Annotated in this window: 16 protein-coding genes and 1 tRNA gene; 7 read left to right on the top strand and 10 right to left on the bottom strand. The window is 69.3% G+C overall.

Translation table 11 applies throughout. The features are described from left to right. Positions 1-94: 94 nt before the first annotated feature. The 4 genes from amrb99_RS16450 to amrb99_RS16435 are packed head-to-tail and all read right to left on the bottom strand — an operon-like array spanning position 95 to position 3,222. Positions 95-676, bottom strand: coding sequence for an ATP/GTP-binding protein (locus amrb99_RS16450; protein WP_190856838.1), 582 nt, complete (start codon positions 674-676; stop codon positions 95-97). Further along, positions 657-1,022, bottom strand: coding sequence for a DUF742 domain-containing protein (locus amrb99_RS16445; RefSeq protein WP_190856837.1), 366 nt, complete (start codon positions 1,020-1,022; stop codon positions 657-659). Before amrb99_RS16445 ends, amrb99_RS16450 begins: the two co-directional genes overlap by 20 nt. Beyond that, entirely contained in the window at positions 1,019-1,453 is a 435-nt protein-coding gene (locus amrb99_RS16440; protein ID WP_190856836.1) for a roadblock/LC7 domain-containing protein, read from the bottom strand. Before amrb99_RS16440 ends, amrb99_RS16445 begins: the two co-directional genes overlap by 4 nt. A gap of 29 nt (positions 1,454-1,482) precedes the next feature. Continuing rightward, a complete protein-coding gene (locus amrb99_RS16435; RefSeq protein WP_190856835.1) occupies positions 1,483-3,222 on the bottom strand; it encodes an ATP-binding protein in 1,740 nt (579 codons plus the stop codon). A 1,475-nt stretch (positions 3,223-4,697) separates the two neighbouring features. On the opposite strand from amrb99_RS16435, the gene amrb99_RS16430 reads away from it, so the two are divergent. After that, positions 4,698-5,756, top strand: a complete 1,059-nt coding sequence (locus amrb99_RS16430) for a DUF418 domain-containing protein (protein WP_190856834.1) — start codon at positions 4,698-4,700, stop codon at positions 5,754-5,756. Between the two features lie 278 nt (positions 5,757-6,034). Here the strand turns inward: amrb99_RS16430 and amrb99_RS16425 are convergent, their stop codons facing one another. Then, positions 6,035-6,316, bottom strand: coding sequence for a hypothetical protein (locus tag amrb99_RS16425; protein WP_190856833.1), 282 nt, complete (start codon positions 6,314-6,316; stop codon positions 6,035-6,037). Between the two features lie 1,212 nt (positions 6,317-7,528). On the opposite strand from amrb99_RS16425, the gene amrb99_RS16420 reads away from it, so the two are divergent. Beyond that, entirely contained in the window at positions 7,529-9,019 is a 1,491-nt protein-coding gene (locus amrb99_RS16420; protein ID WP_190856832.1) for a hypothetical protein, read from the top strand. A gap of 763 nt (positions 9,020-9,782) precedes the next feature. Here the strand turns inward: amrb99_RS16420 and amrb99_RS16415 are convergent. Both amrb99_RS16415 and amrb99_RS52450 read right to left on the bottom strand, forming a co-directional pair. Continuing rightward, positions 9,783-9,858: transfer RNA gene (locus tag amrb99_RS16415), tRNA-Lys, on the bottom strand. Between the two features lie 43 nt (positions 9,859-9,901). Further along, the gene (locus amrb99_RS52450; RefSeq protein ID WP_190856831.1) at positions 9,902-11,188 is read right to left on the bottom strand and encodes a cytochrome P450; all 1,287 of its coding nucleotides are present in this window, start codon (positions 11,186-11,188) and stop codon (positions 9,902-9,904) included. Between amrb99_RS52450 and amrb99_RS53145 the strand changes: the two genes are divergently transcribed. Together amrb99_RS53145 and amrb99_RS16400 are read left to right on the top strand one after the other, a co-directional pair. Next, complete coding sequence (locus amrb99_RS53145; RefSeq protein ID WP_206699966.1) at positions 11,168-11,620, top strand: PaaI family thioesterase; 453 nt, start codon at positions 11,168-11,170, stop codon at positions 11,618-11,620. The genes amrb99_RS52450 and amrb99_RS53145 overlap by 21 nt on opposite strands. Position 11,621: 1 nt before the next feature. Continuing rightward, positions 11,622-12,323: a dienelactone hydrolase family protein gene (locus amrb99_RS16400; protein WP_190856830.1), complete on the top strand. Its 702-nt coding sequence runs from the start codon at positions 11,622-11,624 to the stop codon at positions 12,321-12,323. 6 nt (positions 12,324-12,329) lie between these two features. On the opposite strand, the gene amrb99_RS16395 is transcribed toward amrb99_RS16400, so the two are convergent. Next, on the bottom strand, positions 12,330-13,187 hold the full coding sequence (locus amrb99_RS16395) for an ADP-ribosylglycohydrolase family protein (protein ID WP_190856829.1): 858 nt from the start codon (positions 13,185-13,187) through the stop codon (positions 12,330-12,332). After that, complete coding sequence (locus tag amrb99_RS53140) at positions 13,184-15,817, bottom strand: AAA family ATPase (protein WP_190856828.1); 2,634 nt, start codon at positions 15,815-15,817, stop codon at positions 13,184-13,186. Before amrb99_RS53140 ends, amrb99_RS16395 begins: the two co-directional genes overlap by 4 nt. Before the next feature lie 101 nt (positions 15,818-15,918). Here amrb99_RS53140 and amrb99_RS16385 point away from each other — a divergent pair, with 101 nt between their 5' ends. Beyond that, the gene (locus amrb99_RS16385) at positions 15,919-16,992 is read left to right on the top strand and encodes an alkene reductase (RefSeq protein ID WP_190856827.1); all 1,074 of its coding nucleotides are present in this window, start codon (positions 15,919-15,921) and stop codon (positions 16,990-16,992) included. 179 nt (positions 16,993-17,171) lie between these two features. On the opposite strand, the gene amrb99_RS16380 is transcribed toward amrb99_RS16385, so the two are convergent. Next, on the bottom strand, positions 17,172-17,708 hold the full coding sequence (locus amrb99_RS16380) for an NlpC/P60 family protein (protein WP_190856826.1): 537 nt from the start codon (positions 17,706-17,708) through the stop codon (positions 17,172-17,174). A gap of 869 nt (positions 17,709-18,577) precedes the next feature. Here amrb99_RS16380 and amrb99_RS53135 point away from each other — a divergent pair. Both amrb99_RS53135 and amrb99_RS16370 read left to right on the top strand, forming a co-directional pair. Beyond that, positions 18,578-19,915 (top strand): family 1 glycosylhydrolase, encoded by a 1,338-nt coding sequence (locus amrb99_RS53135; RefSeq protein ID WP_347256708.1) that lies wholly within the window; start codon positions 18,578-18,580, stop codon positions 19,913-19,915. A gap of 95 nt (positions 19,916-20,010) precedes the next feature. Next, on the top strand, positions 20,011-20,406 hold the full coding sequence (locus tag amrb99_RS16370) for an SCO5389 family protein (protein ID WP_190856824.1): 396 nt from the start codon (positions 20,011-20,013) through the stop codon (positions 20,404-20,406). The last annotated feature ends 22 nt before the right edge of the window (positions 20,407-20,428 follow it).

The raw sequence follows: 20,428 nt of genomic DNA, 5'->3' as shown, positions 1-20,428 counted from the left end.
GAAGATGGGCGAGAATTCACTGGATTCGAATCCGGATCCGGAGACAAAGCGGCTTCGGCGCGGACTCGGGCTTCCTGCTTGTACTGCGGTTCTGTCAGATGGAGACAGAAGGGGCGGCCGCGAGAAGATGCCGGATCAGGGCCCGCAGCGCCGAAACGGCGGAGTCATGGTCACGCGCGTCGCACGGCACGATCGGCACGCGCGGGTCGAGCTTGAGAGCGGCCCGCACCTCGTCGGATCCGTAGCGGAACGCGTTGTCGAACTCGTTGATCGCGACGAGGAACCGGACTCCCCGGCTCTCGAAGAAGTCGACGGCCTCGAAGCAGTCCTCCAGGCGGCGGGTGTCGGCGAGCACGACGGCGCCCAGCGCGCCGGCGCACAGTTCGTCCCACATGAACCAGAACCGTCGCTGCCCGGGCGTCCCGAACAGGTAGAGGACGATCCCGTGCCGCCCGATCGTGATCCGGCCGAAGTCGAGCGCCACGGTGGTGGTGGACTTGTGCTCCACCCCGTCGAGATCGTCGATTCCGACGCTGGCCGAGGTGATGAGTTCCTCGGTGCTCAGCGGCTCGATCTCGCTCACCGCACCGACGAACGTCGTCTTCCCCACGCCGAAACCGCCGGCTATGAGGATTTTGACCTGGGTGGGGAGCACCTCAGATTTGTTGTAGGCCATCGAGCAGCTTCTCCAAAAGGGCTCGGTCGGTGGGATCGGCCGCGGTTCGCGGCGCGTGCGCGGTCATCGCCCGGCTGTCCACCAGATCGGAGATGAGGACCTTGGTGACCACTACGGGAAGCCGCAGATGTGCGGCGACCTCGGCGACCGAGGTCGGCGTGCGGCACAGTTCGAGCGCTTTGGCGTGCTCCGGGTCCATCGCGCCTGGATGCGTGCCGACCGCCACCACCAAGGACAGCAGCTTCAGATCGACGGTCGGATGGGTGCGGCCGGAGGTCACCGCGTACGGCCGCACCAGCAGCCCGGCGTCGTCGTCGACCCAGACCTCGTCGTCTCCGGCTGTCAAAACGCTCGGTTCCGGTCGCTCGGCACGGCCGCCGGCCGTGCCGCGGTGTGCAGGAACGGCCGGACGGCCTTGATCAGCCGGGCCATCTCGAAACCGACGACGGCCGGGTCTGCCTCCTCCTCCGCCAGTACCGCGAGCACTGAATTGTAACCTGCCCAGGAGATGTACAACTGGCTGGACTTGAGTTCCGCGACGACCTGCCGCACCTCATTGCTGTCGTCGAACTTCGTTCCGGCGCTGCGCGCTATGGAGAAAAGCCCGGACGCGAGCGCGGCGAGATGTTCGGCGCCGGCGCGGTCGAAGCCGTCGGCGGCCTTCATCATGCCGTCGGACGACAGCAGCACGCTGCCGCGAATCAACGGAACCTCCTCGCCCAGCCCTCGCAACAGCCAAGCGAGATCTTGAACCTGGTTCGGGGAGACGCCACTCAACGGATACTCCTTGTCATAGGTGATTCTCGTCAATTCGCACGGTCGAGGTCTTCGGCAGGACCGTCATTCTCCTCGGCGCTGCGCAAACCCTTCTTGAACGCCGCCATGAAGCCGGTATTGTATTCGACTTCTTGATCATCCTGCTCGAATGCGGGCGCATTGAGCAGTTCGGGTGCCAGGCTGGCCTGGGCCTGGCGCTGCGGCAATGGCGGCCGTTCACCGGCGTCGCCCGGAAAGGCGGGCGCGGTCAGGGGGTCCGGCGCGGTTCGGGAGTCCTGCGCGGCCGCCGGCGCCCCGGACGCGGGCGGGGGCGAGGGCCGGCGCTGGGAATTCTCGGCCGCGGAGGGCGGCTGGGGCGGCATGGGGGCGCCGAGGGCGTCGCGCCCATCCAGCGGCGGACCCGGCCGGGACTGGACGCCCTGGCCGGAGCCGGAAGCACGCGCCGGCTGCGGGTTCGGGAGACTCGCGGCCGGTGGCGCCGCGGCGGCGGCCACCGGTTCCGCCTGGGGCCCTGTCTCGGACTCCTCCGCCTCCCCGCCGTCCAGTTCCTTCGGGACGACGACGATGGCCTGCGTACCGCCGTAGACATTGCCTCGCAGCTGGACGCGGACCCTGTGACGGTGAGCGAGCGCGGCGACCACCAGGAGCCCGATCCGCCCGTCCTTCAGAAGTTCCTCGGTGTCGGCCCGCTCGGGGTCGGCGAGCAGCGCGTTCAGCCGCCGCTGGTCTTCCTGCGGGATGCCCAGGCCGCGGTCCTCCACTTCGATGGCCATGCCGGCGGTGACCCTCTCGAAGCGAATGAACACCTGCGTCTGCGGCGGGGAGAACTTGGTGGCGTTCTCGACGAGCTCCGCCAGCAGATGGATGACGTCCGCGACCGCGCCGCCGTTCAGGCTTCCCTCGACCGGCGGCACCACCTTGACCCGGTGGTAGTGCTCCACCTCGGCGATGGCCGAGCGCAGCACCTCGTACACCGTGACCGGCTTGGTCCAGCGGCGCCGCGGCGCGGCACCGCCGATCACCGCGAGGCTCTCGGCCTGGCGGCGCATGCGGGTGCTGAGGTGGTCGACTCTGAACAGCCCCTTGAGGAGGTCGGGGTCCTCCACCTGGTTCTCGAGCTCGTCGAGCCCCTGGATCGCCCGATGCGACAGCGACTGCAGCCGCCGTGCCAGGTTGACGAAGACCGCGACCCGCTGGCTGCTTCCACTGGCGGCTTCGCGGCTCGCGGCGCCGACGACGGCGTTCCAGGCCGCGCTCTGCGCCTTCCGCAGCTCGTGCACGAGCTGCAGGTAGGGGTCGGCGCCGGCGGGGGGCGGGAAGTCCTCGCCGCTCAGGGCGGCCGTCCCACCGGCGCGGAGCCGCTCGGCCAGCCGTTGCAGGTCCTGCCGTCCCTGGACGATCAGGAAGCCGAGCTCGCCGAGCCGCCCCTGCGTGTACTCCTGATCGCGGAGGACCGACTCGGTGCGCTGCCGCCGCAGCTGGCGGGTCGCCGCCTCTGCCGCCACGAGGGCGGCTCCGAGGGTGATCACGGCCCCCGCGGCCGCCACGACCAGCTCCAGCCGCATCCCCCGGCTCACGACGGTGCCGTCGTAGAGAACCGCCACGGCGGCGAGACCGAGAAACCCCATCACAGCCGTCGGGAGCAGGGAAATGGATAGGTGAAGGGCGCGCATTCTGCTCTGCGGATATATACCATGGGCCGCTGGCCTGCCGGTTCGCCGGACATCACGGCGGTCGACACCGGCAGTGGATTGAGGGAAATCGGGCATCGGCATCCTCGGTGCGTCGACGGCAGTCACAGCATTGATGAATGTGTACTCTCGCATGGGCACAGCCCGTGTCTAGGCTGTCACAACACCCCAATGCGGAAGTACGGATTGTCGAGATTGCCACGACCTGAACCCACTATGAATCACCGGCCCCAGCACCAGCGGCCCCGGCGTCGCCGGGCTCTGGACCGGGGCAGGGAGTCTCCGGTGGAGCTGCTCCATGGTGTCGCCCGGGCGGAGCAGCGTGTCGAGCAGCGCCATAACGTGGCCGAACAGGGCGGCCTTTGGCCGGGCTCATCGCATCGGCCTTCAGCACGTCGGTCGAAAGCAGCAGCGGGTTCGTCGGCGCAGCGCTTGTGCCTTGGAACCTGAGGGCGGCGCCGTGCACCTGGCCGAGATCCGGGTGTCCACCGCCGCGCGGAGCTGCTTGAGCACGGACGGATGGTCACCGGTGATGTCGACCTCACCCAGGTCAGCACGGTCGGCGGGCTGGACCCACCGGCCGCGCGGCCGACCGGTGCGTGGAAGTCCGCCGCTGCCGCCTTGAGGGCAGGGCCGTGCGGAAGCGCCGCCGCCTTCTGGTGCCACGCCGACGATCACCCTGGCCTTCGGCTCAGTAGGGCGCGTCGCCGGCTGGAAACACCCGCCACGGACCTCCACGCGAAGCAGGCGGCTGTTCCCCGTTGCCGTGAATCGGACGGGGTGAGGGATGCGCGTCTGGGGTGAGTTGCCGCCCGAACGGGGGCTCGGGCAGGCGATCCTCGCCGCGCGGGCCCATGCGCGGTATGCCGTGATCGAACAGCGTGCACCGGGCATCGGCGAACGGCGCATGATTGTCCAGAGCGCACCCGGCCCGACACCTCCGGCGCCCGACCCCGACGACGCAGCGGCGCCGCACCGCGACGCCGAAGAGACCTTCCCAGCTGACGGGGCCCGCCACCCGGCCCCAGGCACCCCGATGTCTGGGCGCGTCTGGACGGCGCATGGCGGCCGGCGACGCTGATCACCTGGTTGTCGCGGCGTGACGATCCCGCCGCGCTGCTGGAATGGCGCACCGACCCTCCGCCCACCCGGCTGACTCGCCCATAACCGCGTTGATCGTCCTTCCGTGTGGTCAGCGGCTTCAGCCGGCCGACGTCCTTGCGCGCGGCCCCTGCGCCGGTAGCCGAAGATCAGACCGTTATCAATACCGGCGCCTGGTCTGGGCCAAGGGCATCGAACCGGTCATCGCGCGCCGTGGCACCCCGCACCGATCGGGACTGGGCGTCCACGCTACGTTTCGTACGGACGGTCGGCCCGCTGCACTGGTTCCGCCGCTCACGCATCCGCTGGGAGATCCGCAACGGACATCCACGAAGCCTTCATGCCCCTCGCCGCAGCCATTATCCGCCGGCGACGCCTCGTCCGCTGATTCTGTCACGACCTCTTAGTGCGGAGTAACCTTTTGCGGGCGGAGTTGGATGAGATGTGGTTTGATGGCCTACCGGACACAAGGAGGCCATGTGCGGGCGTCGCCACAAGCGGCAGAGGTCGTTGCTGACGAGCGCATAAGGACCGCGCGCATCGTTGAAATCGACGCCATTCGAGGCGTATCTTTGTTCGGGATCACCATCGTTAACACGATAGGTGTCGCGCGCATGCCCGTTCCGACTGGAGAGCATCAGCGCGGGGCGGGATATTGGATATACGAGACGCTGCTCCATCAGCGCTTTTTTCCGATCTTTTCGCTTCTGTTCGGTCTGAGCTTCGGCATGATCTTGCGGAACGCCAGAAAGAAAAAGCAGCATCCGCGGGTCATGCTATTTTCCCGGCTGCTTTTCCTCTTGCCATTCGGTCTGGTGCATCAGGTTCTGCAGCCGAACGAGATACTTCGGATGTACAGCGTGATCGGAATCTTCGTCGTTCTGCCCCTTTCCTTCCTTCCGGCGGGTGGCGTGCTGGCGCTCGGGATCGCCGGAACGGCGGCAGCCGTGGCCCTTCAGGGCGGTGCCCTGCTGCTCCCAGGGCTCTTACTGGTCGGCCTGGCAATGGAAAGTAAGATCGACTGGCTGTTGAAATTGCCAACGAAGTACATCTTCCTGGGGCTCGGAATATTCGGGACGACAGCCGGTGCGCTGGATGCCTGGCAATGGGGCTCCGGAGTATCGGAGGACTCGGTGCTGGCGGCAGGTGCAGGGGTTGCGACCGCTGTCAGTTACATGATCGCCGTGGTACTCGTGATGCGGACGCCTATCCGGTCGGTCGCGTCCAAGATCACAATGGTGGGAAGGGTGGGACTGACGAACTACCTCGGCGCCTCGGTGCTGATCGTGGTGATCAACAGGTATGTGCAACTGGAAGCGGCGCCCGCATACGGCAAAGCCTTTGCCGTGGGCTGCTGTGTATTTTTGATTGAAGCCACGTTCAGTTGGATTTGGCTGCATTATGCTCAATACGGTCCACTGGAATGGATCTGGCGGACTTTGACGTGGGAGAAGCTGATCCCCGATCGGCGTCTCTCGATCGAAGGTCCGACCAGCGAGAACAGCGGCTAAGAGGCTCGGCCCGGCACGTCGGCGATGCCGGTATTCAGAGCCACTCGACGTCGCCTGTCAATTACCTGCAGAGCTCCATACGTGGCACCTGGTGGTGACTGACTTACCAACGGGCCGAACGGCAACCACTGAGCCTCGTTTGTGCCCGTGACACGTCCGTTAACGGCACCCCCAGTAGGGGTGATGCCCTGCGGACGGAGCGCAAAAAGAGGGAAGGACCGTCGAGAGAACGGCGGTCCTTCCCATGCGGGCCCGAGCCCGCGAGCATGTCGTTCGGATCAGTGACCCGAGACCACCGAGCTGCCGGCGCAGGTGAACGACGAGTTGGGGTTCTCGGAGCTGAGACCCAGCGCGCCGACGAGGCCGCCCTGCGAGTGGTCGATGTTGCTCTGGCAGTCCGGCACGACCGCGGTGGTGCCCTCGCCGTGGCCGCCGCCCCCGCTGAGGTTCAGGTTCTCGTTGTCGTTGTCGCCACCGACGAGAAGGGTGGACAGCACGGCCCGCTCCGGCAGAACCTCGCCGGCCAGCTTGTCCAGCTCGGTGTAGCTGAAGGACTTCATGTGGTTCCTTTTCTTCTTGTCACGCCCGGATCCCCATTGGGGATCGGATGCCCCTCCTCACCTCGAACCAGGTGAGGTTGCAATACGTATAGCAGAGGTGACTGATGGTATCCAAGCAGGCGGCGTGGCGGCGATTCCGACGGACTTGTCCGGATGCATAGGCCATTTACGTGCGGTGGGTCGATACCTGAACGTCCCTATCGGCAAGGATGGTTTCACTGGGAGAAGTGGGAATGGCTGGGCGCCAACTTGCGCAGCGGTACGGCAGGTGGGAAGCCAACGATGCTCAACTGCAGATGCCGAGGGCGAGCGACGTCGCCGTGATGACACAGGCGGCCCAACTGGGGCCCACTTGCACCGTACACGGCGTTGCCTGATCCGACCACGGAAGATCCACGGCACAAACCCGTCCGAAAGTCCGAATGAATCAAGACGATGACGGCGTAGCATCCGGTTCCGTCTCAATCCGTCCAGCCCCTTCCTTGATCACTAGGATGGCAGCGAGGAAACGTAGGGGTGTGTCCCGCGCGCCCATCCCCTACTGGCGCGCCATCGGCCAGTATCCTCAATGCCGCAATGGGATCCGATCCCTTGTCTGTCCCATGTGGGTGCCCGGCCGGCCGCGCTGGGCACCCACACATTCTTGAAGGGTGTCGACGGACCTTCACCCACACGGCGCCGCGTCGTGGTCGGCGCTGCGAGGCAGCACGCCAGAGCGGCCAAAACCCTCCGTCTGCCACCGGCAGGGCCGTTACGAGGCGCTTCAGCGCAGAGTGATCGCGGCAGGGCCGGTGACGCGCGTCGGTGCCACTCGCGAAACGAGCGCGCGGACGCCTGCGCCGACGCCACCCCACGCCACACCTGCGGCGTCAGCGAGCCGTACCCCGGCGATTCCGATGACCGCCAAGAACAGTGCGACCAGGGGTTCGGCGATCAGCGATCGGGCGGGCCCGTGGGCAGCGCCGCCGGGCGCCGGCGCTTTTGTCGGGATGCGCCGGGGGAGGTGGCCGATGTCCAGTGGATCAGTATCGCGTCACCCGCCGAGCGCGGCGACTTGACGAACCCATGGGCTGGAACGCCATTCCGCCATTGTTCGATGTGGGCTTGGCCATGCGTGCGGCGATCTCCGGGCCCAGCCGCAGAAGACGTTGGTACATGAACAGTGGATGGGGGTGAACCTCTTCCTTACATCGAATAGAAAGCGCCAATGGCATGAGAAAACGGATATCCCGCGTTGCGGCGGGGGCGGCGGCGGTCGGCGTCGCCGCGTCACTGGCCGCCGCGGCCGGTGACGCCCAGGGCGGGCAGGCGTCGGCGGCCCAGCTGCGGCAGGGGACGGAACTCGTCAGCGAGACGTTCACCGGAGCCACCGCGGACTCGCGGTTCATCGGGTACGGATCGGCCTGCCTGACGGGCGCGCCGCGCGGTGGGATACCGGGCGAGGGGGAGCATCCGCTAGGAGGCTGCCGGTCGGACCCGGAGGGCCCCGTGCCGCCCGGCGACGCCGCACCGCACGGATACCTTCAGCTCACCGACGCGCACAGGGACCAGACCGGCGCCGTGCTCTTCGACACGCCGATCCCCGCGACCGACGGCCTGGACGTCACCTTCGAGCAGTGGCAGTACGGCAACACCTCGCAGGTCCCGGCGGACGGGATCTCGTTCTTCCTCACCGACGGCACCGCGCACCTCACCCAGCCGGGCGCCTTCGGCGGGAGCCTCGGCTACGCCCAGAAGCTCCCGGACGACGATCCCAACGCCGCGTTCGTCCCCGGCGTGAACGGCGGGTACCTCGGCATCGGCCTCGACGTCCTCGGAAACTACTTCGGCGACTGGGAGCACCGGGGGAACGGCTGCGAACAGCGCTCCCCGGCCGGGACCGCCTTCCACGTCCCCGCACCCGGCCCCAACATGGTCACCGTCCGGGGACCGGGGAACGGCATCAACGGATACTGCTGGCTCGACGCCACGACCAGCAACAAGACGACCACCGGGCCCTGGCCTTCCACACTGCCGGGACAACTGCAGAGCAACCTGCGCGACATCCCGGCCAACGCCACGCCCCAGCAGGCGGAGGCGCTGCTGGCACCGCACAAGCGGACCGTCCACGTCGTGGTGACACCCGCGCCGAACCCCGAGGTCCACGTCTCCATCGACTTCCAGGACGGGGAGGGCTTCCAGCCGGTGCTGAGCTTCCCAGCGCCCGAGCCCGTTCCGGACACCTACAAGTTCGGATTCGCCGCGTCCACCGGCCTCTTCACCGACGTCCACCTCATCCGCAGAGTCGCCCTGCACTCAGAGCGTCCGCTGGGCCGCCTGCACCTCACCAAGGAGTTCGCCGGCTGGGGAGCGCCGGACAAGCGCTGGAACGTCATCCGTTACCGGTTCATCGTCGAGAACACGGGCGAGGAGCCGCTGAACACCATCACCATCCACGACCGGATCGCCCAGGATCTGGACTGCCCGGCCACGACGCTCGCCCCGGGCGAATCGGTGACCTGCACGGGAAGGCACACGGTCACCAAGGCCGACAGGGAACGCGGCTTCGTGGAGAACACCGCAACCGCCACCGGCACCAGGGAGGACGATGACGAGACCATCACCTCGAACGAATCCAGCCTCACCGTGCCGGTGAACGACAACGGCAAGCCGGAGCCGGAGAAGCCTGGCAAGCCGAAACCGGACCACCCAGGGAAACCATAGGCCGACCGGTCCACGCCCAGGCGATGACCGAACCGCGACACGCCTCGCCACCGGCCGACCCGTTCTCACGGTAGGCCGAAGGCGAGGCGTTGCGCCGTCACGGCATGGACCACGAGAACCGGGCCGTGGACGGAGCACGAACCGAACAGCGCCGTACTCGCGCGTCTGAAGTTCTAGCAGCATGTTCGGCGATTACGCCCAACCCTTCTGCCGACCCCTTCTGGTGCCCGCCGCATCCCGTCGACGCCGATCCCCTCCCCGCGCCAGGTTCCACTTGCCAGAGCGTCGTCGTGTTTGCCGAAAACCACGTCCGTGCAGGTGAGAGACGTAGTGCCTGGCAGGTAGTGGCGCCGGGCTTGGAGCCGGGATGCGCCACGACGCCGCTGTGCCGCGGGATGATGGATGGCTGTGCTGCCGGTCGGCGCGCCGCCCGATCCAAACCCACACGGCCGGGCCGTCCACGGCCGTCCGCTCCGTTCGGCTGCTGGTACTGCGCCTGGTGCGGGAGAACCCGGGCTGGGGCTATCGACGGGTGCGCGGATGTACGTGCTGGCGGTCATCGAGCACCACACCGGCCGCATCCGTGTTTAGGCGCCACCGCTCACCCGACCGCAGCGGGGTGACCAAGCGCGGTTTCGAGGCACTGCCAGGGCCGGCGCAGAGCCCGGATCGAGCTGTCGAGCAGCCAGCGGGCAGCGGAACAAAGTGGGGCATGTCGGTCGGCGGCACGCCAGGGCGAACTCGCGTTCGCCCTGGTCAGGGGTGGTGGGTCGCGTGGGACTCGAACCCACAACCTACGGATTAAAAGTCCGGAGCTCTGCCAATTGAGCTAGCGACCCGTCTAGCAAGCGTACCGAGAGCGGGGCGAGGTTCGCGACGGGGTTACCCGGCGGGGGTGAGGCGGACGGGGAGGTGCTTGAGGCCGTTCTGGAAGTTGGAGGCGAGGCGGACGGCGGGGCCGGTGCGCTCGATGCGCAGGGGCAGGAGTTCGCGGAAGACGGCGCGCATCTGGGTGCGGGCCAGGTGGGCGCCGAGGCAGAAGTGGGGGCCGAAGCCGAAGCTGACGTGGTCGTTGGGGGTGCGGGAGACGTCGAAGCGGTCGGGGTCGGGGAAGACGGTCTCGTCGCGGTTGGCGGACGCGTGGTAGACGACGACCTTGTCGCCCGCCTTGATCTCGCGGCCGGAGAGCGTGAGGTCGCGGGTGGCGGTGCGGCGGAAGTCCATGACGGGCGGCCAGTAGCGGAGCATCTCGTCGACGGCGGTGGGGAGGAGGGACGGGTCGGCGCGCAGGCGAACGAGTTCGGACGGGTGGTCGAGGAGGGTGAGGAGGCCGCCGGGGATGCCGTTGCGGAGGGTCTCGTTCCCGGCGACGGCGAAGAGGAAGAACATGTTCTCGAACTCGTGGCCGGTGAGGCCGCCCTGGAGCATGCGGGACATGATGTCGTCGGTCGGGTGCTCCTTCTTGACGGCCGCCAGCGCGTGGGCGTAGGCGAACATGTCCGCCAAGGCGGCGTAGGAGCGCGGGTTGACGGGACGGCCATCCGGGTGGGTGAACGAGGCGGGCCGGTACCGCATGGCCTTCTGCGCCATGGGGCTCATGGACGCGGTGTCCGCCGTGGACAGCCCGGCGTACTCGTCGTCCTGGTAGCCGATGACGCGGGACGCCCAGTCGTACAGGAGCCGGCGGTCGCCGTCGGGCACGCCCATGATGTGGGCGAGCGTCCACACGGGGAGGTCGGCGGCGAGTTCGACGAAGTCGGTGTCCTGGCCGAGGGCGGAGGCGACGAGGTCGCGGGCCCGCCGGTCGATGGTCTCCTCCAGGGCGCGGACGGCGCGGGGGGTGAAGGCGGCGGCGACGATGCGGCGCAGGCGGGAGTGGTCGGGCGGGTCCTGGTTGAGCATCATCGCGCGGACGAACGCGAGGTCCTCGGGGGTGTCGGGGTCGCGGATCTGGGTGGCGCCGAGGTTGGACGAGAAGAGCTCGGGGGAGCGGAGAACGTGTTTCACGTCGGCGTGCGAGAAGACCGCCCAGTAGCCGGTGCCGGCGGGCCAGGGGCCGACGGCGGGTTCGGGGATCCAGGCGACGGGGGATTCGGCGCGGAGCTTTCTGAACGCGTCGTAGGGGACCCCCGTGGCGTAGGTGGCGGGGTGGAAGATCTCCTCGTGCATGCCCTCAGCGTGCATCATGACGGTGTGACGGTGAAGCCTGAAGACGCTGCCGGGATCCTTCGTGACAACTTCGCGCCCTGGGTGCTGGAACTGGGGCTCGTCGTAGAGGAGGTGGGGGAAGGGGCCGCGGTGCTGCGGCTGCCGTGGTCGGATCGGCTGGCGCGCGAGGGCGGCGCCATGTCGGGGCAGGCGCTGATGGCCGCCGCCGACACCGCCGTGGTCATCGCTGTGGCGGGGGCCAAGGGCGGCTTTGTGCCGATGACCACGGTGCAGCTCAATACGGCGTTCATGCGGCCCGTGGTGGGGACGGACGTCCTGGTGACGGTGAAGCTGGGCAAGCTGGGGCGCACGCTGGCGTTCGCCGACATCGTGATGGCGGCGAACGGCGCCACCGTCGCGCAGGCCAGCGCCGTGTACGCGATCATCGGGTGACATGACCCGAATCGAGACGGTGAAGGTGCCGGACGGCGAGTTCCGGCTGCACGTGTGGACGCCCGAGAGCGGCTGGGGGCCGGGGATCCTGCTCATCCAGGAGATCTTCGGCGTCGGCGAGTACATGGAGGCCGTGGCCGGGGACCTGACGGCCATGGGCCATGTGGTGGCCGCCCCGGACATGTTCTGGCGGATCGAGCCGAACTGGACGACGCGGCACACCGAGGAGGCCCTGCCCAAGGGGATGTCCATGGTCTCCCAGTTCGACTGGGACAAGGGCCAGGACGATGTGGAGGCCGCGCTGGAGGCGCTCAAGGGCCTGCCCGAGGTCGACGGCCGGATCGGCGTGCTCGGGTTCTGTTTCGGCGGGACGCTGGCGTATCTGCTGGCCACGCGGGCCGAGGCGGATGCCGTCGTGTCGTTCTACGGCAGCGGTGTCCCGGGTGCGCTGGGTGCGCTGGACGCGGTGCGGTCGCCGTTGCAGTTCCACTTCGGCGGGTCCGACGACTACATCCCGAGGGAGGACGTCGCGGCGGTGGAGCGCGCCGTCGCGGGACGGGACCGGATGGAGATCCACGTCCAGGAGGACGGCGGCCACGCCTTCCACAACCGGAAGGCACCGATGTTCTACCAGCCGGAGCCTGCGGAGCGGGCGTGGCGGCTCACGGAGGATTTCCTGCGCCGCTACCTGCCCGTCTCATAGCGCCGCCTACAGGCACCAGCCAGGGAGCGGCTCGGTTTCGGTGAGCCAGGCTGCGGGCGGGCGTCCGACGATGCCGCCGACTATCGCGCACGTGGTGTCGATGTCGCCGCCTGCGGAGGCCGTCGTCCAGAACGCCCGTTCGTAGTCGCCCAGATGCCGCGCCGCCGCCCAGAGGGTGAACGGCACCGTGTCATGTGCGGCGACCTGGCGGCCGTTGCCCAGGACGGCCGCGGCGGTGGCGGGGTCGCCGATGGTCAGCAGCCGGCGTGCTTCGGCGATGCCCTGGCGGACCGTGCCTTGTGGTGTGCGCGCCAGTACCTCGTCGAGGAAGCCGCCCGGTGACGGCTTGCCGGGCGCGATCGCCGTGGCCACCGCTACGGCGATCGCGCCCGCGATGGCCTCCGGGTGGGGGTGTGTCACCTCCGCGGACAAGGCCGCCTGGCGAGCGGCCTCCGCCGGGTCGCCCGCGAACCAGGCGCCTATGGGCGCGACACGCATCGCGGCGCCGTTTCCCCAGGAGCCCATGCCGTCGAAGGGTTCGCGGGCGAGCGTCCGCCAGTCGCCGCCTTCCCGGACGAGCCGCAACAGGCGACCGGTGGACGGGCCATAGCCGCGGTCGAAGTCGTGGTGTTCGGCGAAGCTCGTCGCGAGGGCGTCCTGGTCGATGCCGCCGTGCTTGCACAGGACGAGATGGATGGACGCGGCCATCTCCGTGTCGTCCGTCCACTGCCACGGCCCTTGGGGGAGCGTCTGGCTCTCGAAGGCCGGGCGGTTCTCGGGGACGAAGAACTGGGATCCGAGCGCGTCTCCTACGGAGAGGGCCAGAAGCGAGTCGTGCGAGCGTTCCGCGGCGGATGCGGTCATGTCGTGGATGGTTCCAGAGTCAGGCGGGAGAGTTCCTTGCGGGAGGAGATCCCGAGCTTGGGATAAGCCTTGTAGAGGTGGTACTCGACCGTCCGGCGGCTGAGGAACAGTTGCGCGGCGATCTCGCGGCTGCTGATGCCCTCGGCGGCGAGCCGTACGACCTGGAGCTCCTGCGGCGTGAGGCGGTCGAGCAGCACGGGCGCCGTGGGCTCCGATGCGGAGCCGGATTCGCCGGTCGCGCGCAGCTCGGCGCGCGCGCGGTCCGACCAGGGCTTGGCGCGGAGCCGGTCGAAGACCTCCATGGCGGAGCGAAGAGGCGTACGGGCGTCGGAGCGGCGGCGCGCACGGCGCAGCCACTCTCCGTACAGGAGTTCCGTTCGGGCCTTCTCGAACGGGCGCGTTGCCTTCTCGTGCAGGCGGACGGCCTGTGCGTACGCTTCTTCGCTGTCTTCCAGCAAAGCTTCACAGCGCAGCGCGACGGCCGATGCCCACGGCTGCTGCACGGCATCGGCCCAGACACGGAACCGGTCGAACGGTGCGCGCGCGCGTTCCGGCTGTCCGGCGCGCACGGCCACCTCTACGAGGTCCGCCACGGCGAGCATGGCATCCGCGCTGTACTGGTGGTGCACCGCCTCGAGATGGCGGAGCGCGTCGTCGTACCGCCCGAGGCCGAGTTCGAGGAGGCCGAGAGCCCCGTCGGACCTCTCCGGCATCTCGTGCAGCCGCGCCTCATCGCCCTCCACCGCCGCCACCCGGGCGAACACCGCCGAGAGCCGCCAGTCGCCGCTGGGCAGGCCGGTGTCGCACGCCAGCGAGATCGCCTCGATCAGCGTGGCCTCCGCGTCCGCGTGCAGGCCCGTCGCGACCTGTGCCTGCGCCTGCGTCCGCAGCACGCCCGGCAGCGCCCCGATCAGGCCGTTCAGTCTGCAGCGCGCGGCCTCGACGGCGGCCAGCTCCAGCGCCGCCTCGTCGTCGCCGACGATCAGCGCGAGCCGCGCCGCCTCGTCCAGCCCGGCGGCCACGCCCGGCTCCGGGGTCGTCGTGCGCGCCTCCGCGACCAGCGCGGCGAGCAGCGGGACGCCGCGTGCGACGTCGTCGCCGGCCAGATGCGCGAGACCGCCGACCATCGCGTCCTCGGGCAGCGCCTCGGCGGCGCGCAGCAGCGCCGGCGTCTCTCCAGAGGTCCACGCATAGGCGGCGCCCGTCCGCAGCATCGCGGCCCTGTCGTCCGGCTTCGCATAGGCGGCGTGCTCCACCATCATGCGCGCGGCGGTGCGCCGGTTACCGCGCTCGTACTCGACCACAGCGCGGACTCGGCCGAGCCGTGCGAGTTCCGCGGGGGCGTCGGTGAGGGTGCCCGCCCTGGTGGCGAGAACCTCGGCCTCGTCCGGCCGACCGGCCTGGAGCGTCATGTTGGCCGCCGCGCGCAACCGCGCGGCCTGCGCGTCCTTGGCCGGAGTGAGGTCCGCCGCCTGTCGGTAGAGACTCGCCGCAGTGCCGTACCCGGTGCGTTTCCGCGCGCGCTCTGCGGCGTTCTCCAGATCGACGGCGACGTCCTCGTCCGGCCCCAGAGCCGCTGAGGCGCGGTGCCGCGCGCGGCAATCGGCGTCCTCGGACGAGGACGCCAACGCCTCATGCACCCTGATACGGCACGCCGCTACAGCGCCCTGATAGACGGCGGCTCTGATCAGCGGATGGCGGAAGGCCATGGACCGCCCGCTCACCTCCACCAGCCCTGCGCGCTCGGCCTGCTGCAGGTCCTCCAGGCCGACGCCCAATTCTCGCGCCGCGTTCAGCAGGCTCGGCATGTAGCCGCGTCCCTCGGCCGCCGCTATGAGCAGCATCAGGCGGGTCTTGTCCGGAAGCTCATCGATCCGGCTCTGGAACCGTGCGACGACGCGGTCGGTGACGGGCAGCGGGCGGGACCCGTCCGGCACCCGGTCCCTGGCCCTGCCGAACTCGCGCAGCGCCAGCGGATTGCCGTCCGCGTCATGCAGGATCCGATCGCGGACGTCCCGGGTCAGCCCGTGCTCGGCGAGGAACCGCACCGCGTCGTCGCGTCCCAGCCGCGCCAGCGGCAGTTCGGGGAGGCCGGTGCCGGTGAACGCGTCGTCCCGCGCGGCGAACAGCATCACCACCGCCTCGGCCGCGAGCCGCCGGGCGGCGAACAGCAGCGCCTCGGCGGTCCCGCTGTCGAGCCACTGGGCGTCGTCGACGAGGCAGAGCACGGGGCCGTCCTCGGCGAGGTCGGCCAGGAGCGTCAGGACGCCGAGGCCGGTCGTGAACCGGTCCCGGACGGGCGGGACGTCACAGGACTGCCCGGAACCGCTCAGCGCGGCTCTCAGTGCCTCCGCCTGCGGTCCGGGAAGGCCGTCCAGGCGGTCGCGGACGGGCCACACCAGCTGGTTGATCCCGGCGAACGCGATGCCGGACTCCGCCTCGATCCCGGTCACCCGCAGGACGCGCGCTCCGGCGCCGCCGGCCGCGAGGTCAGCGGCGTGGTCCAGCAGCGCCGACTTGCCGATGCCCGCCTCGCCGCGCAGCAGCAGCGCGCCGCTGCGCCCCTCGTCGCGCGCTCCGGCGAGCAGCGAGGAGATGCGCGCCTGTTCGTCGTTCCGCCCGTAAAGCACTAATCCAAAGTACGGGGCGTACTACCGAAACCATACTGATTCGCGGTGCGACGGCCCCCTCGTAGCTTCTTCACCAGCGAGGAAGCCACTAGGAGGACGTCGTGAACGAGCTGTTCGAGAAGCTGTCGGCCGGGAAGCTGGAGCTGGCCAACCGGTTGGTGATGGCGCCGATGACGCGCAGCAGGGCCGTCCACGACGGGAAGGTGACCGACCTGCACGCCGAGTACTACGCGCAGCGGGCCGGCGCCGGCCTCATCATCACCGAGGGGACGCAGCCCAGCGTGCGGGGCCAGGGCTACACCTGGACGCCGGGACTGCACACCGACGAGCAGGTGGAGGCATGGCGGGCGGTCACCGACGCCGTCCACGCGGAGGGCGGCGTCATCTTCGCCCAGCTGATGCACGCGGGACGCGTCGGCCACCCCTCGCTCTACCCGGACGGCGGGCTGCCCGTGGCGCCGTCCCCGATCGCCACGGGCGAGCGGATGTGGTCGCCCGAGGGCATGCTCGACCACCCCGAGCCCCGCGAGATGACGCTGGACGACATCGCCGAGACGGTGGCGGACTTCGCCGCGGCGGCGCGCAACGCCGTCGCCGCCGGTTTCGACGGCGTGGAACTGCACGGCGCCAACGGCTACCTCATCCAGCAGTTCCTGGCGGACGGCAGCAACAAGCGGACCGACGCCTACGGCGGCACCATCGAGAACCGCATCCGCTTCGGCGTGGAGGTGGCGCAGGCCGTCGCGGACGCGATCGGACCGGAACGCGTGGGCTTCCGCGTGTCGCCCGGTGGCATCGCCAACGGCATCACCGAGAGCGACCCCGACGAGCTGTACGCCGCGCTGGTGGAGGCACTGGCGCCCCTGGGGCTCGCCTACCTGCACATCATGGAGCTGGGCGACCGGGAGCGTACGCGTCGCATCCGTGCCGCCTGGCCCGGCACGCTCATCCTCAACCCCCACCCGACGCCCGAATCCTTCCCGGCGAACCCGGAGACCGGTGTGGAGGCGCTGCGGGAGGGCGTCGCGGACGCGATCGCGTTCGCCGAACTGTGGCTCGCCAACCCGGACCTGCCCGCCCGCATCAAGGCCGGCGGCCCCTACAACGAGGCCGACCGCGCCACCTTCTACGGAGGCGACCACCGCGGCTACACCGACTACCCCGTCCTCTCCTAGACGGACCTCAGTCCCTGAACGGACCTCTGGTCTTGGACGGGACTCAGGCCGAGGGCCCCGCGCCGGTGTCGACCGGTACGGGGCCCTCGCCTATGCGCGCCTGTGGTTGGGCGTGCTTCATGTAGCCACGCTCAGAGGAGACGCATGTATGTCCGCCTGTGCGTCCGTATGCGCTCGGCTTAGTAGCCGGGCCGGACGCCGCCGTTGAACTGGCTCTTGTAGTAGTGGGTCAGCTTGATCTTCTTCACATGGGAGCCCGAGTGCGGCGCGTGAATCATGTAGCCGTGCCCCACGTAGATGCCCACGTGCGTACGGCCGCTGTAGAAGAAGAGCAGGTCGCCCGCCTTGGCGCCCTTCCAGGAGACCTTGTGCTTCACCGCGCGGTAGATCTGCTGGGTCGTGCGCGGGAGCTTGACGCCGGCCTTGCGCCACGATCCCTGCGCGAGACCTGAGCAGTCCCACGAGCCCGGCCCGGAACCGCCGTAGCGGTACGGGTCGCCGATCTGCTTGTAGGCGTACTTGACGGCGACGGTCGCGCGCTTGCTCTGCTTGGCGGCGCGGGACGTGGCCGACGAGGTCCTGGTGGCCGCGGTCTTCGTGCTCGTCGCCTTGGTGGCCGACGCCGCGAGCGTGACGCGCTGCGGAGTGCCGGCGGCGGCTCCGGCGGGGCCCGCCGTCAGGAGCGTCGCGCCGAGCGCCGCGGTCGTGGTGAGCACGAGGCCACCAGCGGTGATTCCGATCTTCAGGGGGTTTCGGGGGGTATGCAGGATGGCTCCAGATCTCGCGGGTGATGCCTACCGGGCAGCCGTCATCCCGCGCGTGAACGCTGGGGATTCGGGATGCGTCGCGGTCGTCCGGTGCCTGCGGTGCCATGGGAGGGCGCCGCGGCCCGCGAGCCGCTTCCGGCTCCGTGCTTCTCGTCTGCACGGATGAGGCGATCGACGCGGGTGTGCTTCTTCGGCGGCGCCCGTGGGGGGCGTCCTCGCGGACGATGCCCGGCCGCTCTTCGCCGAGAGGCCGGACGCGTGCCGCCGCCGCGCGTCGGTGCGTGTTCTGTTGTCCGAGCGGCCCGTCGTGCCGCATGAACCGGGCAGGAACGTAGCCAGACTCCAGCGGCTCAGGCAAATCTCAGGTAGATCACAACCCTTCCCGGACGGATGCGACGGATGGGGCGACCATCGTGCGGCCTGCGCGAATCGAGATCATTTTCAGCAAATTGTGAAGTGGGTCACAACCTGCGGAAACAGTGGCTGATTCCCCGTTCTGGACGGGCGTCTCGGGGCGGAGTTATCCACAGAACGAGGTTCCGGTTCCGGTGTCCGAGCCGGGGTGCTCGACTGGAGTGGCCGCCGGATTCGAAGGCGGTTTCCGCGCACTGGAAGGAGATCGTCAATGGCGGCAAATATGTTAGTTGCGTCACTTACTTCCGTTGTGTGGCGGATCGTGGACGCTGCGTTGCCGGATCCGGCCAGGGCCCGGGGATTGACTCCCGCCTCTCCCGGCCCTGTAGTCCGAGAGAGATTCATGTCCGGTGCCCGGAGGGAGTCCCGTGTTCCGCAGGTCCGGCAGAACGCGCCTCGCGCGCGTGCTCCCCGCTCTCGCCCTCGCGGCCGCCGTCACGGTGACCGCCTCGCCCGCCGCCCACGCCCGTACCGCCCTCGCGCCGTCCCCGGCGACCGCCAAGTTCCCCCGCGGGTTCCTGTGGGGCGTCGCCACGTCCGGCTTCCAGGGCGAGGGCTCCTTCCCTGACAGCAACTGGACGCGCTACATCAAGCGGAAGGCGCCCGGGATCAGCGACCCGTACAAGAACTCCGTCGACTTCCTGCACCGCTACCCGGGCGACGTGGAGCTCGCGCGCAAGCTCGGCGTGAACGTGTTCCGCACCTCGATCGAGTGGGCCAGGATCGAGCCGAAGCGGGGCGTCCGCGATCCCAAGGCCATCGCCTACTACGACGACCTCGTCCGGCGGATCCGCGCCGCCGGCATGCGGCCCATGATCACGCTGGACCACTGGGTGTACCCGGGGTGGGTGGCCGGCCAGGGCGCATGGGACGACCCGAAGACCCAGGCGGAGTGGCTGGGCAACGCCCGGTTCATCGTGAACCGCTACAAGCACCAAGGCGTCATCTGGATCACGTTCAACGAGGCCAGCGCCTACATGTACAAGGAGCTGACCATGCGGCCGATGAACCTCGGGCAGCTCGCCGCGATGCGGACCGCGCTCACCAAGACCCACCGCGCCGCCTACGACATGATCCACAAGCTCGACCCGGGCGCCCCCGTCTCCACGAACGTCGCCTACGGCACGGCGCTGAACGGCATCTTCGACGCCGCGCTGTTCAACGACGTCACGGACAAGCTCGACTTCGTCGGCATCGACTACTACTACGGCGCCAACGCCCAGAACCTCACCGCCGGGTACGCGCTGACCGGCGAGTTCTGGAAGATCGACCCGGAGCCGGAGGGGCTGTACTACGTCCTCAAGAGCTACCAGCGGCGGCTGCCGAAGCTGCCGGTGTACGTGGTCGAGAACGGCATGTCCACCGACAACGGCAAGCCCCGGGCGGACGGCTACACCCGCAGCGAGCACCTCCGCGACCACATCTACTGGGTGCAGCGGGCGATGGCCGACGGCGTCAAGGTGATGGGCTACAACTACTGGAGCCTCACCGACAACTACGAGTGGGGCAGCTTCGAGCCGCGCTTCGGCCTCTACACGGTGAACGCGCTGACCGACCCGTCCCTGGCCCGCCGCCCGACCGACGCCGTCGCGACCTACCGCTCGATCATCGCCGACCGCGGCGTCCCGGCCGGATACGTGCCGGTCCGCCGGCCGGGCTGGTGCTCGGTCGAGGACCCGCTCGCCACCTGCCTCGGCACGACCCCGACCCCGCCCGCGGCCTACCGCGCCCCGGCCGGCTGAACGCGGACCGGAATCACCGCCCCTCGATGCTGGAATGATAATCGTTTTCATGTCACCCTGAATCCGTCCGAACCACGGAGGAAGGGAGCACGGCCATGTCCTTGACCGTCGACGACCGGCTGCTGGAGAAGGCGATGCGGGGCGAGGTGGACGACGCCTCGTTCGTCGCCTGCGTCCGCGACTCGCTGCCGTACGCATGGGAGGTCATCAGCGGCGTCGTCGCCCGCATGCGGGACGGCGGCGCCGGCTTCGCCGACAACCGGACCCCGCCGCCGGACGAGCAGGCCCGCGGCCAGCTGCTGCGCGTCCTCGCCAGCGACGCCATGCGCGGCGCCCTGGAACGCCACTTCGGCGTCCGCCTGGCGTTCCAGAACTGCCACCGCGTCGCCGCGTTCGACCTGGCCGCCGACGGCGCCGCCGCCCGCCACGAACGCTTCGTCTCACCCCGGGCCCAGCTCCTGAACCAGTCCCCGGACCTCGTCGACTGCTGACCCCGCCCACCCCGGACCGCAA

Origin of the sequence: Actinomadura sp. RB99 (assembly GCF_014706005.1) — a bacterium.
GTDB lineage: Bacteria > Actinomycetota > Actinomycetes > Streptosporangiales > Streptosporangiaceae > Spirillospora.
This window is presented reverse-complemented; position numbering and strand designations above follow the sequence as displayed.

Bases quoted from the DNA above. Each gene is read 5' to 3' on its own strand.
- amrb99_RS16450 (WP_190856838.1), bottom strand. From the start codon at position 676: ATGGCCTACAACAAATCTGAGGTGCTCCCCACCCAGGTCAAAATCCTC.
- amrb99_RS16435 (WP_190856835.1), bottom strand. From the start codon at position 3,222: ATGCCCGATTTCCCTCAATCCACTGCCGGTGTCGACCGCCGTGATGTC.
- amrb99_RS16430 (WP_190856834.1), top strand. From the start codon at position 4,698: ATGGCCTACCGGACACAAGGAGGCCATGTGCGGGCGTCGCCACAAGCG.
- amrb99_RS16425 (WP_190856833.1), bottom strand. From the start codon at position 6,316: ATGAAGTCCTTCAGCTACACCGAGCTGGACAAGCTGGCCGGCGAGGTT.
- amrb99_RS16420 (WP_190856832.1), top strand. From the start codon at position 7,529: ATGAGAAAACGGATATCCCGCGTTGCGGCGGGGGCGGCGGCGGTCGGC.
- amrb99_RS52450 (WP_190856831.1), bottom strand. From the start codon at position 11,188: ATGCACGAGGAGATCTTCCACCCCGCCACCTACGCCACGGGGGTCCCC.
- amrb99_RS16400 (WP_190856830.1), top strand. From the start codon at position 11,622: ATGACCCGAATCGAGACGGTGAAGGTGCCGGACGGCGAGTTCCGGCTG.
- amrb99_RS16395 (WP_190856829.1), bottom strand. From the start codon at position 13,187: ATGACCGCATCCGCCGCGGAACGCTCGCACGACTCGCTTCTGGCCCTC.
- amrb99_RS16370 (WP_190856824.1), top strand. From the start codon at position 20,011: ATGTCCTTGACCGTCGACGACCGGCTGCTGGAGAAGGCGATGCGGGGC.